Origin of the sequence: uncultured Mailhella sp., from assembly GCF_963931295.1 — a bacterium.
GTDB lineage: Bacteria > Desulfobacterota > Desulfovibrionia > Desulfovibrionales > Desulfovibrionaceae > Mailhella.
The window spans coordinates 182,111-195,122 of sequence record NZ_OZ007001.1 but is presented as its reverse complement, the minus strand read 5'-3'; the positions used below and the strand labels follow the sequence as shown (position 1 = coordinate 195,122).

At 64.3% G+C, this 13,012-nt stretch carries 10 protein-coding genes; all 10 read right to left on the bottom strand.

Translation table 11 applies throughout. From position 1 onward, the window contains the following. Positions 1-38 precede the first annotated feature (38 nt). The 10 genes from ABGT79_RS00890 to ABGT79_RS00845 are packed head-to-tail and all read right to left on the bottom strand — an operon-like array spanning position 39 to position 12,988. On the bottom strand, positions 39-962 hold the full coding sequence (locus ABGT79_RS00890) for an FtsQ-type POTRA domain-containing protein (protein WP_346664578.1): 924 nt from the start codon (positions 960-962) through the stop codon (positions 39-41). Then, positions 950-1,888 carry an FAD-binding protein gene (locus ABGT79_RS00885; protein ID WP_346664577.1) on the bottom strand — a complete coding sequence of 313 codons (939 nt, stop codon included), beginning with the start codon at positions 1,886-1,888 and terminating at the stop codon, positions 950-952. The genes ABGT79_RS00890 and ABGT79_RS00885 overlap by 13 nt, the downstream gene beginning before the upstream one ends. Beyond that, positions 1,885-3,267 (bottom strand): UDP-N-acetylmuramate--L-alanine ligase, encoded by a 1,383-nt coding sequence (gene murC, locus ABGT79_RS00880; protein ID WP_346664576.1) that lies wholly within the window; start codon positions 3,265-3,267, stop codon positions 1,885-1,887. The genes ABGT79_RS00885 and murC overlap by 4 nt, the downstream gene beginning before the upstream one ends. A gap of 12 nt (positions 3,268-3,279) precedes the next feature. Beyond that, positions 3,280-4,398: an undecaprenyldiphospho-muramoylpentapeptide beta-N-acetylglucosaminyltransferase gene (gene murG / locus ABGT79_RS00875; RefSeq protein ID WP_346664575.1), complete on the bottom strand. Its 1,119-nt coding sequence runs from the start codon at positions 4,396-4,398 to the stop codon at positions 3,280-3,282. Between the two features lie 2 nt (positions 4,399-4,400). After that, positions 4,401-5,531, bottom strand: a complete 1,131-nt coding sequence (ftsW, locus tag ABGT79_RS00870; RefSeq protein ID WP_346664574.1) for a putative lipid II flippase FtsW — start codon at positions 5,529-5,531, stop codon at positions 4,401-4,403. Continuing rightward, entirely contained in the window at positions 5,528-6,847 is a 1,320-nt protein-coding gene (murD, locus tag ABGT79_RS00865; RefSeq protein ID WP_346664573.1) for a UDP-N-acetylmuramoyl-L-alanine--D-glutamate ligase, read from the bottom strand. The genes ftsW and murD overlap by 4 nt, the downstream gene beginning before the upstream one ends. 11 nt (positions 6,848-6,858) lie before the next feature. Further along, positions 6,859-7,941 (bottom strand): phospho-N-acetylmuramoyl-pentapeptide-transferase, encoded by a 1,083-nt coding sequence (mraY, locus tag ABGT79_RS00860; protein ID WP_294489017.1) that lies wholly within the window; start codon positions 7,939-7,941, stop codon positions 6,859-6,861. Next, complete coding sequence (gene murF / locus ABGT79_RS00855) at positions 7,931-9,325, bottom strand: UDP-N-acetylmuramoyl-tripeptide--D-alanyl-D-alanine ligase (protein WP_346666640.1); 1,395 nt, start codon at positions 9,323-9,325, stop codon at positions 7,931-7,933. Before murF ends, mraY begins: the two co-directional genes overlap by 11 nt. Further along, positions 9,325-10,839, bottom strand: a complete 1,515-nt coding sequence (locus ABGT79_RS00850; RefSeq protein ID WP_346664572.1) for a UDP-N-acetylmuramoyl-L-alanyl-D-glutamate--2,6-diaminopimelate ligase — start codon at positions 10,837-10,839, stop codon at positions 9,325-9,327. Before ABGT79_RS00850 ends, murF begins: the two co-directional genes overlap by 1 nt. 4 nt (positions 10,840-10,843) lie before the next feature. Next, positions 10,844-12,988 carry a penicillin-binding protein gene (locus ABGT79_RS00845; protein WP_346664571.1) on the bottom strand — a complete coding sequence of 715 codons (2,145 nt, stop codon included), beginning with the start codon at positions 12,986-12,988 and terminating at the stop codon, positions 10,844-10,846. Positions 12,989-13,012: the final 24 nt, after the last annotated feature.

The following is a 13,012-nucleotide window of genomic DNA, read 5'->3' as shown; positions in this document are numbered from 1 at the left end:
CTCTTGGAGCCAGCGTTCCGTTATGATGGAAAAGGGGGCTATTCCTGGTCTTCGGCCTTTGTCATCCACACCTGCCCGTCGGCTGCGCGGATGCTGGTGACCATGACTGTTTCCTTCCTTTTTTCAATGTCCGTAACCACCGAAGCGATGCGTCTGAGATTGTCCTTCCAGTTCTCGACGCCGATACTCAGGCGGAGCCTTCGCGTTTCCCAGTACAGTTCAAAGCCTCCGCCCGCGCTCAATCGTATCCATGAAATCTGGGATATGTCAAAGGGAAAACCCGCGTGCCGAAACTCTTCCACGAACTCGGCCACCATGGGCAGGGCTTCGTCGCCGCCGGGGCCTATTTCCAGCACCGGCAGGGAGCGGAAATTGTCCGCAGACACGGGCGCGATGATCTCGCCGGCGGCGTTGATGTAATAGAGGGTGTTGTCCTTGCGGGCGCAGAACAGCGGCACGCGCTCCTTCACCGTGATGGTGAACGAGCCCGGCAGCTCGCGCCGGATGGATACGTTTTCGATCCACGGATTGTCCACGAGCTTCTGTTCGGCCTTGTGAACGTTCACAAGAAGGCTGTTTTCGCCCTTGCGCAGGCCGCAGGCGTTGAGAATGTCTTCGGTCTTCACCTGCGAGTTGCCGGTGACGCGTATGCTTGTGACGGCGAAATAGTCGCTGGTGGTGCAGAAGTTGTAGGCCTTGACGAGGCCGAGGCCCGCGCCGAAAAAGAAGAGTCCCACCAGGGCGAGGGCGAGCACGACGCGAAGCGCGAGAAGCACGCCGCGGGAGCTTACATGCACGGCGGGCAGACGGAGCTTTGACCGGCGCGATGATTTTTTTGCGGGCGCGGCGCTCCTGCGGCGGTTGCCGCCGGACTTCTTTGCGCGCGAAGGCGCTTCCGACACGCTTTTTCGGCGCTGCGAATAGGAATTGCGGCGGGAGTGATTGCCGTTCAGCAGGGACATGACGACCACTCCTTGACTTCCATGACGAGTTCCACGCCGAATATTGCGCGCACGGCGCGCTGCGCCTCGCGGATGAGAAAAAGCGCGTCCTCGCAGAGGCCAGGCACGCCGCACTTCATGTCGTGGGCGAGGAAGTTGGCGTGCATGGGCGAAAAGAACATGGCTCCGCGCCTTCTGCCCTTCATGCCCGCCGCGTCGAGCAGGCGTCCGGCGGACTGTCCTTCGGGGTTCTGGAACACGCAGCCCGCCGTGTGTTCATGTACGGGCTGACCGCTTTTCTTGCGCAGAAAGTTTTCCTTCATGACGGCGCGCACGCTGCCGGGCTCCGCCCTGCGCAGGGAAAGCGTGACGGACACGCTCATGTACCACGCGCAGGGTTCCACAAGGGAAAAGTGCCGGTAGGCGGCCTTCCAGCCTTCGGGGGAGAGCGTGTGCAGGCCCTTTTCCGGGGTGAACACGTCGAGCGAGCGCATGAGCGGCGCGGTGCTGCACCCGTAGGCTCCGGCGTTCATGGCCACGGCTCCGCCGAGGCGGCCGGGCACGCCCACCAGGCCTTCGAGTCCCGCAAGATCGCGCGCCGCGCACCAGGCGAGAAGATGCGGAACCCGCATGCCGGAGCCCGCGCGGATGAGCACGCGTCTGCCGTCCGGGCCGTCCTCTTCGCCGAGAATTTCAGGTTCGGCGGGCCGCCCGTCGGGCCCCTTGGCTCCGAAGAGCGGACGCAGCACCGTAAACGGCAGATCGCCGTCGTGAACAAGCAGATTGCTCCCGCCGCCGAGCACGCGCACAAAGCCCCCGACGGCGGCAAGCGCCTCAGGCAGGCGCAGGCAGTCTTCCGGGGCGTCGAGGCGTATTTCCGCAAGGGCGCGGCCGCCTATGCCCAGAGTGGTGAGCGGAGCGAGGGCAGGTCTGTCTATGATGTTCACGCCATGTTCTCCAGCACTCGGGGGCCCACGGTGGTCACGCTGCCCGCGCCCTGGGTGATGAGCACGTCGCCGGGACGAAGATCGGTCTTGAGCGCTTCCACCACTTCGTCGAAGTTTGGCTTGTAGCATACGTCGGTCTTGGAGAACTGACGGATGCCGAGCGCGAGGTTCACTCCGTTCACGCCGGGAATGGGGGATTCGCTTGCGGGATAGATTTCGGTGAGATAGAGCTTGTCCACGTTGCCGAAGGTCTGGCAGAATTCGCCGAACAGGGCCTGCGTGCGGGAGAAGCGGTGCGGCTGGAACACCATGACGAGGCGGCGGCCCGGAAACACCTGACGCGCGGTGCGGATGGTGGCCTGGATTTCCGTGGGATGATGACCGTAGTCGTCGATGACGGTCACGCCGTTCTTTTCGCCCTTGAGCTCGAAGCGGCGGCCCACGCCGGAGAAGGCAGCCAGACCTTCGACGCACTTTTCGGGCGCGATGCCGGCCTGAAGGGCCACGCCGATGGCGGCGAGGGCGTTCAGGATGTTGTGGCGTCCGGGCTGGGCGAGAGTGACGTTGGAAAGCAGCTTCTTCTCGCCGTCGCGGCCGCGCAGCCACACGTCGAAGCGGTTCACGGCTCCGCATTCGAGAATTTCGCCGCGGATGCGGCAGTCGCGCCCGAAGCCGTAGGTCACGAACGGGCGCTTGATGCGGGGAATGAGACGGCGCACGCCGGGATCGTCGGCGCAGATGACGTTCATGCCGTAGAAGGGCACCTTGTTCATGAAGGCGACGAAGGCGTCGTCGATGGCGTCCTGGGTGCCGTAGTGGTCGATGTGGTCGTAGTCCACGTTGGTGACCACGTTGATGATGGGGAACAGGCACAGGAAGGAGCCGTCGGATTCGTCGGATTCGGCGATGAGGTATTCGCCCTGACCGAGGTGACCGTTGGAGCGGTAGGCGTTGAGCAGGCCGCCGATGATGACCGTGGGATCGAGACCGGCGGCGTCGAAGATGGCGGCGGTGAGGGAGGTCGTGGTGGTCTTGCCGTGGGTTCCGGCCACGGCGATGCCCGTGCGCAGACGCATGAGTTCGGCGAGCATTTCCGCGCGGGGGATCACCGGAATGCCGCGTTCGCGGGCGGCCTGCACTTCGGGGTTGTAGTCGGAAACGGCGGAGGAGCGCACCACCACCTGCGCGTCGCCGAGGTTTTCGGCGGCGTGACCGAGGTGAATCACCGCGCCGAGGCTGCGCAGACGCTGCACCGTGGCGCTGTTGGCAAGGTCGGAGCCGTGAACGCTGTAGCCGAGGTTGAGGAGCACTTCGGCGATGCCGCTCATGCCGGAGCCGCCTATGCCTATCATGTGAATGGCGCGAATCTTGTTGTTCATGAATATCCCGGATTATTTGGAGGTGTCGCCCGCGAGGGCCAGAAGTTGCGCGGCCACGGCGTCGGCGGCGTCGGGGCGGGCCAGGGAGAGCGCGCCCTTGCGCATGGCGGCAAGACGCGCTTCGTCGTTGAGCAGATCAATGAGCATGGGGGCGAGTTTGCCTTCCGCGGCGAGCTTTTCGGCGTCCTTCTGGGGCAGCAGCACGGCTCCGCCCGCTTCCTGCATGGCGCGGGCGTTGCCGGTCTGATGATCGTGCGCGGCGAAGGGGAAGGGAATGAACACCGCGGGCGTGCCCGTGGCGGCAAGTTCCGCCATGCTGGTGGCTCCGGCGCGGCAGAGCGCGAGATCGCATTCGGCGTAGGCCTTTGCCATGTCGTGAATGAAGGGGTGAACGATGCGGTCGGTTTCCTCGGCGGATATGCCCGCTTCGAGGTAGCGGCGGCGCACGTCGTCGTATTCGTTCGCGCCGGTCTGATGCAGAAGGTCGATGCCCGCCTTTCGCAGCTCGGGCAGCATGGATGTCACCATGTTGTTGATGGCGCGGGCTCCCTGCGAGCCGCCCATGACGAGAAGACGCGGGGCGGCGTGCCTTTCGCGTTCGGCCGATCCGAGGGCCGCGATGCCGCCGCGGATGGGATTGCCCGTGAGCACGCAGACCTCGTGGGGAAAGCTGGCGCCCACGGCGGGCTGATCCCAGGAGAGGCACACGCGATCGACGAGCCTGCCGAGAATGCGGTTGGCCGCGCCGGCGACGGCGTTCTGTTCGTGCAGGGCGCAGGGGCGGCGCATGAGACGGGCGGCGAGCACGGCGGCGAAGCCTGCGTATCCGCCGAAGCCCATGACGGCGTCGGGGTGGAAGCGGCGCACTATGCCCATGGCGCGCAGCACGCCGAGGCTCATGGCGGCCATGGCGGAAACGGCCTTCAGGCCGCGGCCGATGAAGCCGCGCACGGGCAGGCCTTCAAAGCGCACGCCGGCGCGCTGCACGAGATCGCGTTCCGGGCCGTATTCGCCGCCCACGAAGAGAACTTCGACGTCGGGTCTGCGCTTTTTGAGCGCTTCGATGACGGCGAGCGCGGGGAAGATGTGACCGCCCGTGCCGCCGGTGGTGATGATGATGCGAAGAGCCATGCTTACTCCCGAGCGGTTCGCGAATAGTTGAGCAGCAGACCGGCGCAGATCATGTTTGCAAGCAGACTGCTGCCGCCGTAGCTGATGAAGGGCATGGCAATGCCCTTGGGGGGAACATTGCCGAGAATGACGGCCATGTTGAGCAGAAAGCTCAGCGCGATGATGAGCGTGAGCCCGTAGGCGGAGAGCCTGTCGCGCAGATTTCTCTGACCGAGCACCACACGATAGCAGCGATAGAAAAAGAGCGCAAACAGCACCATGACCACGGTGATGCCCACGAATCCGGTTTCTTCGCCGATGACGGACATGATGAAGTCGTTGTGGGCTTCGGGCAGATAGACGGTTTTCTGAATGCTGCCGCCGAGCCCCACGCCGAAGATACCGCCGGATCCTAAGGCAAGCAGGCTCTGGACTATCTGATAGCCGGAGCCGCGGGCGTTGGCGAAGGGTTCGAGGTAGGCGGTCCATCGGGCCCAGCGGTAGGGCTCCACGATGATGAGGGCGACGACGAGCACGGCGGCGAGAATGAGAACCATGATGAGATAGCCGCCTCTGGTGCCGCCGCCGAGGCACATGAAGAAGAGGATGGCCAGCATGATGATGGTGCCGCCGAGGTCGGGCTGCATGAGCAGCAGCAGGCACATGACGAGGGTGATGAGCGTGGGCGGCAGCAGGCCGCGGCTGAATTCGCGGATCATGGCCTGCTTGGAGCTCATGAAGTAGGCCAGATACATGACGAGCGCCACGCGGGCGAATTCCATGGGCTGCACCATCATGAAGTGGAAGTCGAGCCAGCGCTGAGCGCCGTTGATCCTGGGGCCGATGATGGGGCAGAGGGCGAGCAGCACGAGCACCACGCCTATGCCCCAGTAGTGCAGCTTGTTGATGAACCAGCGCGGCAGCCAGCAGATGAGGGCCACGAACACGCCGCCGAGAAGCATGGTCTGGAGCTGACGGTGGAAGAAGTGATAGGATTCGTTGTAGGTGCGCTGACTGATGGGGCCGCTTGCGGAAAGCACGGCCACAAGACCCACGCACAGCAGCAGAAGCAGCAGTGCGAGCAGCCACCAGTCCACCGGCCCGGGGGGCAGTGTCTGTTCGGGCGCGGGTTGTTTTTTCTTGCGCAGGTTCATGCCTTCTCTTCCCGCATGGCGTTCACCAGGGCGCGGAAGTGATTGCCGCGCTCGATGTAGTTCTTGTACTGATCGTAGCTGGAAGTGGCGGGAGCGAGCAGCACGGCGTCGCCTTTCTGCGCGATGCCGCGGGCGCGGGCGAGGGCGAGATCCATGGTTTCGTCCCAGGTGACGGGCGCCACGTCCTTCCACGCGGGCTCGAAGTGCTCGCGCGAGGCGCCGTAGAGGGCCACGGCGCGCACGTGTTCCTTGATGAGCGGCCGCATGCCTTCCACGTCGCCGCCCTTGAACTTGCCGCCGGCAAGCAGCACCACGGGCCTGTCGAAGGCGCGAAGCGCCACCTTGAGCGCCTCGATGGTGGTGCATTTGGAATCGTTCACGTACTGCACGCCGTCTATGTCGGCGATGTGCTCAAGCCGGTGGGCGATGGGCGTGAATTCGCGCATGGCGCGGGCGGCTTCCTCGCGGGTGACGCCGAAGATCGAGGCGGCCATGAAGGCGGCTTCGGCGTTGCTCTGGTTGTGCGCGCCGATGAGGCGTGTCTCCGGGAAGGGGCGGGCGCCGGGCGTGAGGAATGCCACGCGGGCCTTCATGCCGTATTCGCCGGGCAGGCGGGAGAGCGAGGGCGAAAGAATGGCCGTGTCGCTTTCGGTCTGCCGGGCGAAGAGGTTCATTTTGGCGTCGGTGTATTCCTTCATGTCCTTGTGGAAGTCGAGATGGTTCTCGGAAATGTTGAGCAGAATGCCCACGCGCGGATGCAGGGAGCTGCACGTCTGAAGCTGGAAGCTCGAGAGCTCCAGCACGATGACGTCGGCCTTCGGTTCGCCGCGGCGTCTGCCGAGCACGTATTCGGAGAGGGGCACGCCGATGTTGCCGCCCGTGAACACGCGCAGACCGTGGGCTTCGAGCATGGCGGAACAGAGGCTCGTGGTGGTGGTCTTGCCGCTCGTGCCGGTGACGCCGATCACGGGCTCGCCGTCGAGCAGCCTCCAGGCAAGTTCGGTTTCGGCCATGATTTCGGCCTTCGAGCCGTCTTCGCGCACGGGCAGGAGAGGCTCGATCACGGCCTTTGCCGCAGCGGGGCTCGGAATGACGAGATCCACGCCCTCAAAGTAGGCGGGAGCGTGTTCACCGCCGAAGACGGGCACATGGTTTTCATCAAGCCAGGCGGAAAAATCCGCGGGCATCTGATCCGGCTTCTTTTCGAGCAGGCGCACGTCCGCGCCGAGTTCGCGCAGCAGACGGACGGCGGCGCGACCGCTTCTGCCTGCGCCTATGACGGCGACGCGGCGATGAGAAAGATCAAGAGGACTCATGACGGCATTCCTCAGCGGAGTTTGAGAACGGAAAGGGATATGATGGCGAGAAGCACGGAAATGATCCAGAACCGGACGATGATCTTGGATTCCGGCAGCGGATGATCTCCCTTCTGGAAATGATGATGCAGCGGCGTCATGCGGAAAAGACGCCTGCCGTGCGTGGCCTTGAAGAAGCCGACCTGCATGATGACGGACACGGTTTCCATGACGAACACGCCGCCTGCGACCACGAGAATGAGTTCCTGCTTGCAGAGCACGGCAAGAAAGCCGAGCACGCCGCCGAGGCTGAGGGAACCCACGTCGCCCATGAAGACCTGTGCGGGGAAGCAGTTGAACCACAGAAAGCCGAGGCCCGCGCCCATGAGGGCGCAGCACAGCACGGTGACTTCGCCCACGCCCGGCACGGCGGGCACCTGCAGATACTGGGCGAAACTCGCGTGGCCCGCTACATAAATGAAGATGGCATAGACCATGAAGCACATGACCGCGGGCAGAATGGCCAGGCCGTCGAGTCCGTCGGTGAGGTTGACGGCGTTCGAGGAGGCGATGAGCACCACCACGGCGAAGACCACGTAGAACACGCCGAGGTCGGGCATGAACTGCTTGAAGAAGGGCACGGAAAGGCGGCTGGAATAGGCGGGTTCCATGAGCAGCAGGCTGATGGCGGCCACGGAGACCACGATGAGGCCGAGCATTTTGGCGCGGGGGGAGAGGCCCTTGTTCTCATGGTGGCGTATTTTGGTGTAGTCGTCCACAAAGCCGACCACGCCGAAGCCCACGAACACGAGCAGGGTGAGCCAGATGTACACGTTGGAGAGATCGGCCCACAGCAGCGTGGAGAAGATGACCCCGGCCATGATGAGCAGGCCGCCCATGGTGGGGGTTCCGGCCTTGGCCTGATGTTCGGGCACGTAGGAGAGAATGGGCTGTCCCACCTTGAGGGCCGTGAGCTTTTTCAGAAACCACGGGCCCGTGATGATGGTGAACAGCAGCGCGAAGATGAGCGCCCCGGCGGAACGGAACGTGATGTAGCGGAACACGTTCAGCAGGGAGATGTCCTGACTGAAGGGCACAAGAAGGTTATAGAGCATGGGATTTCTCTTCCGTGAAGAGGGTTACGAGACGTTCCATCCGGTTGACCCGCGAGCCCTTGAAGAGCACGAGGCCGCTTTTGTCGTCGCGACGGCCGTCCTCCCAGCGCCTGAGTGCGGGCAGAAAGTCCTCGGGCTTCGGCACGTCGGCAAAGAAGCCCGGAAAACGTTCCTCGTCAAGACCTTCCTTCACCTCTTCGGCGTGCTCGCCGGTCCAGAACACGGCCGCGCATCCGGCGCGGGCCAGGGTGCGGCCCAGGGTTCTGTGTTCGGCGGCGGCCACGTCGCCGAGTTCTCCCATGGCGCCCATGACGCACACGAAGGTCCGGCCTTTGGCAAGTTCTGCCGCGGCCTCGATCATGCGGGAGGCGGAAAGGGGATTGGCGTTGTACGTGTCGTCGATGACGGTCCAGCCGGGCACGTCGAGCCTGGCAAAGCGCTGGGCGGGGAAGGGCGCGCTTTCCACGCCCTTGCGGATCTCCTCGGCGCTCAGCCCGAACAGACGGGCCGCGGCCGCCGCGGCAATGATGTTTTCCGCGGCATAGGGGCCGGAAAGGGCGCAGGAAACGTCGAGCTCCTCGCCGTCAAGCCAGAGACGGTAGTTCCCCCGGCCCTTTTCGTCAAGCCCGAGATAGCCTGCGCGGAACGGCACCGGCTTGCCCTTGGTGGAAAAGAACACCGCATCGGGCCGCAGGGCGCGCGCTTCGCGCACGAGGTCTTCGTAGTCGGCGCTCACGAGGGCGAGCCCGCCCTTTCTGATGTGTGCAAGCAGGCGCGACTTGTAGTAGGCCGTGCCCTTGCCGCCGAGGCCGAGAGCGTGCCCCGGCCCCACGTTGAGAATGATGGCAAGATCCGGCTCCATGATCGGGCCGAGTTCGTCCATGTCGTTCGGATGGCTGATGCCCGCTTCCATGACCCAGAACATTTCGTCGCCGTCGGCGGCCATCATGGAGATGGGCATGCCTATCTGCGAGTTGAGGTTCATGCGGTTTCTGGCGGTCTTGCCGCGCATGGAAAGAATGTGCGCCAGCAGCTCCTTGGTGGTGGTCTTGCCCGCCGTGCCGGTGATGCCCGCCACGCGGCCCGCAAAGGATGCGCGCCAGGCGTGACCTATGCATCCGAGCGCCTGCACGCTGTTGTCCGCGAGAAGCACGGGGGCTGCGGGCTCGCCGTGAAAGGGATCGCGTTCGGCAAGCACGGCGGCCGCTCCGGCCTTCACGGCCGCGGCGGCAAAGTCGTGACCGTCCGCGCGTTCGCCGACAATGGCCACGAACAGATCGCCTTCCTTCACTTCGCGGTTGTCGGAACAGGCGCCGCGCAGCAGAACGTCGGCGGGATTGAGCACCTTGGCATGGGCGGCTTCTGCGGCCGCCTTCAGCGTCATCAGCACGAGACAAGCTCCTTGAGTATTTCCTGATCACTGAAGTGATGTTTCACGGTTCCGATGATCTGATAGTTTTCATGCCCCTTGCCCGCCACGAGCAGGGCGTCGCCGGGCCTGAGCAGGCTCACGGCCAGTTCCAGCGCCTTGCGGCGGTCGCTTTCGCGATGCACTTCCTTTGCGCCTTCGAGGCCGGGCATGATGTCGTCGATGATGCGCTCGGGATCTTCGGTGCGCGGATTGTCGGAGGTCACGATGGCGATGTCGGAAAGTTCCGCCACGGCGCGGCCCATGGGCGCGCGCTTGGTGCGGTCTCTGTCGCCGCCGCAGCCGAACACCGTGATGATGCGGTTGAAGCGCGCGTGGGCGAGGGTCTTGAGCACGTTGGTCAAAGCGTCGGGGGTGTGGGCGTAGTCCACGAAGATGCCGGTTCCCGCGCCGGGCAGCCAGGGCTTGTCCGCGCCGGGCACTCGAATGCGTTCCAGACGTCCCGGCACGCCCATGAAGCCTTCAAGGCAGGCGAGATCCTCCACGGAAAAGCCCAGCGAAAGCGCAAGGCCGCACACCGTGGAAAGGTTGCTTGCGTTGTGCAGGCCGATGAGCGGACTGTGCATTTCCCAGTCGAGGCGCTCGTCGCGGCTTTTCTGCCAGTAGAAGTGCAGGGAAAGGCCTTCGGTGTCGGCGCGGCGCACGTCGGCGAGCAGGAAGGGGCGTCCGGCAAGGGGCGTGCGCAGACCGAAGCCGAGAGCCTGCGGAAATTCTTCGAGCAGACGGTGACCGTAGGGGTCGTCGTTGTTCACGACCATGACCTTGTCCTTCTTCGGCGCGTCGGCAAAGAGGGCGCGCTTGGCGAGAAAGTAGTTTTCCATGGTCTTGTGGTAGTCGAGATGATCCTGCGTGAGATTGGTGAAGGCCGCGGCGCTGAAGTTGATGCCCGCGATGCGCTTCTGATCGATGGAATGGGACGAGACTTCCATGATGGCGGCCTTGACGCCGGCGTCGCGCATGGCGGCGAGGGAGCGGTGCAGGGTGAGGCAGCCGGGCGTGGTGAGGGGCGCGGGTTCGTCGTGACCGGGCCAGCGGTAGCTGATGGTGCCCATGACGCCCACGGGAAGTCCGTGCGAACGATAGAGGTGTTCGAGCAGATAGGCGCAGGTGGTCTTGCCGTTGGTTCCCGTGACGGCGATGACCGGGAAGTCGAGATTTTCGGTGCCGAAGCGGGCCGCGGCGAGAATGCCGAGCTGGGCGCGCACGTCGGAAACGAGCAGCCAGGCGTGATTTCTGTCGCCGCGCAGATTGAGCTTCATGCGTTCCACGGTGCGCTCGGAAGCCACGATGGCCCAGGCCCCCTTTTCCAGCGCCATGCGGATGTGGCTTGCGGTCTTGCTGCGTTCCCCGGGAACGGCGGGGGGAAGGGCCACGAAGACATCGCCTTCGGCGACGAGACGGGAATCGGTCTGAATGGTGCGGAGTTGTTTACGAAGCTCGTCGCAGAGCTGGGCAGAGGTTACGCGCATGGGCTTACTCCTTTGAAGGGGGTGTCTTCGCTTCGGAAAGGGGCGGAGTGTCTGTGAGCCAGACGGTACAGGTGCTGTCGTCGGTGATGCGCGTTCCCGGCGGAGGACTCTGACGGAGCACGAAGGTTCCGTTGCCTTCCATGGTGGGAACAATGCCGCGCGCCACGCAGGTTTCTATGGTTTTGCGGAGGGTGAACCCCCGCAGATTGGGCATGACGTTGACCCCGGCAGCCGCAGCCTTGCCGGCCATTTTCTGAGCGCGTTCGCGTTCCTTTTTGGCCTTTTCGGCGCGGTATTTGGCGAGGTTCGCGAGGTAGATGGCGTCTTTCTTGCGCTGGGCGAGCTGGGCGGGGGTGAGCTTTCTTTCCTGTTCCTTTTCGGCCAGGGCGAAGGTCACGTCGGGCAGATAGCCGTTGTAGGCCAGGGTGCGGGAGGCCACCTTCTGGAACACGGGCGCGGCGATGGCGCCGCCGTAGCCCGTGGTGGTGGGCTCGTCGAGCATGACGTAGATGACGTAGCGCGGATCGTCGGCAGGCACGATGCCGCCGAACGAAGCCAGACGCTTGCGGCTGTAGCCCTTGCCGGAGTGATCGGCCTTCTGGGCGGTGCCGGTCTTGCCGGCCACGCGCACGCCGGGAATGCGGGCCCTCGTGCCGGTGCCGTTGCCGTCCACGGTTTCCTCCATCATTTTGAGCACGGTGCGGGTGGTTCTTTTGGAAAAGATGCGCTGACCCGCGGCGGAGGTGGTGTTCTGACCTGGTTCGTCCATGACGAGGCTCAGGGGGCGGAATTCGCCGCCGTCGGCAAGGATGGTGTAGGCCTGAAGCATCTGGATGCCGGTGACGGAAAGGCTCTGACCGAAGGAGGTGGACATGAGGTCGAGCTCGCTCCAGTCTCTCGGGGCGCGCAGGATGCCGCGGCTTTCGTGAATGCCGATGCCGGTGCGCTGTCCGAATCCGAGCCGGTCGAGGTAGGAATGGAATTTCTGCGCGCCGAGCATGAGGCCGATTTTGGCCATGCCGATGTTGCTCGAACGGGAAATGATTTCGGTGGCGGTAAGTTCGCCGTAGGCGTGGGTGTCGTCGCGGATGGGAGCGTAGCGGGTGCGCCACACGCCGTTTTCGCAGAAGATTTTGGTGTTCGGGGTGACGAGCTTTTCTTCGAGGGCGGCGGCCATGAGAATGGGCTTGAAGGTGGAGCCGGGTTCGAGGCTGTCGCCGGCGAGGCGGTTTCTGTAGATGGAGGAACTCGCCTCGCGATAGTTGTTGGGGTTGAAGAACGGATACTGCGCCCAGGCGAGAATTTCGCCGGTGGCCACTTCGGAAACGAGCACGCCGCCCCAGCGCGCGCCTGAGGAGCGCACGGCGTCGGCGAGCACGTCTTCGGCGATGAACTGCACCTGCACGTCGAGGGTGAGGGTGATGTCTTCGCCGCGCTGTTCGGCAGCGTCGTCGCGTTCGTTGTTGAGGATCTGTTCGGCGGCGTTGCGGGAGACGCGGCTCTTCACGCTGGTGCCGCGGAGTCTGTCGTCGTAGGCGAGCTCCACGCCTTCAAGGCCGTGGCTGTCCACGCCCACGAAGCCGAGAAGCTGTCCGGCAAGATGACGGTAGGGGTACACGCGTTCAAACTCGCGCGAGAGGCCGATGCCCGGAATGCCTTCCTTCTGAATGGCGGTGGCGGTGGCGTCGTCCACCTTTCGTTCCAGCCAGATGAATGCCTTGTTCTTGCGGAACACGGCGGCGAGATCGGCTTCGCTCCGGTGCAGAAGCGGAGCGAGGCGCTTCGCCGCATCGTTGATGTCTTCCATGACGCGCGGATTGGCGTACACCGACTGGCAGGCCACGCTGCGGGCGAGCACGCGTCCGTTTCTGTCGAGAATGCTGCCGCGCGCGCCTTCAATGACTTCGGTGTAGGTGTGCTGACGCTCGGCCATGTCGCTGTACACGGGGCCGAGCAGCACCTGCACCTCGAAGGCGCGGAACCAGAGCAGCACCCAGCAGACCACGAAGAGGGCGGCGGCGTAGTGAAAACGCTGCCCGAGCAGCCAGCGCCAGCGCGCGCGCAAGCGCGAGAACAGCCCTTTGCCTTGGGAGGCGGAGGGCTGACTCTGAATGATGCGGCGATTGGTGCGGCGTCTTCCCGACGACATGCGGGAAGACGAAGAGGAGCTGTT

Excerpts from the sequence above, each read along its gene's own strand:
- ABGT79_RS00890 (WP_346664578.1), bottom strand. The coding sequence starts at position 962 with ATGTCCCTGCTGAACGGCAATCACTCCCGCCGCAATTCCTATTCGCAG.
- murC (WP_346664576.1), bottom strand. The coding sequence starts at position 3,267 with ATGAACAACAAGATTCGCGCCATTCACATGATAGGCATAGGCGGCTCC.
- murG (WP_346664575.1), bottom strand. The coding sequence starts at position 4,398 with ATGGCTCTTCGCATCATCATCACCACCGGCGGCACGGGCGGTCACATC.
- ftsW (WP_346664574.1), bottom strand. The coding sequence starts at position 5,531 with ATGAACCTGCGCAAGAAAAAACAACCCGCGCCCGAACAGACACTGCCC.
- murD (WP_346664573.1), bottom strand. The coding sequence starts at position 6,847 with ATGAGTCCTCTTGATCTTTCTCATCGCCGCGTCGCCGTCATAGGCGCA.
- mraY (WP_294489017.1), bottom strand. The coding sequence starts at position 7,941 with ATGCTCTATAACCTTCTTGTGCCCTTCAGTCAGGACATCTCCCTGCTG.
- murF (WP_346666640.1), bottom strand. The coding sequence starts at position 9,325 with ATGACGCTGAAGGCGGCCGCAGAAGCCGCCCATGCCAAGGTGCTCAAT.
- ABGT79_RS00850 (WP_346664572.1), bottom strand. The coding sequence starts at position 10,839 with ATGCGCGTAACCTCTGCCCAGCTCTGCGACGAGCTTCGTAAACAACTC.
- ABGT79_RS00845 (WP_346664571.1), bottom strand. The coding sequence starts at position 12,988 with ATGTCGTCGGGAAGACGCCGCACCAATCGCCGCATCATTCAGAGTCAG.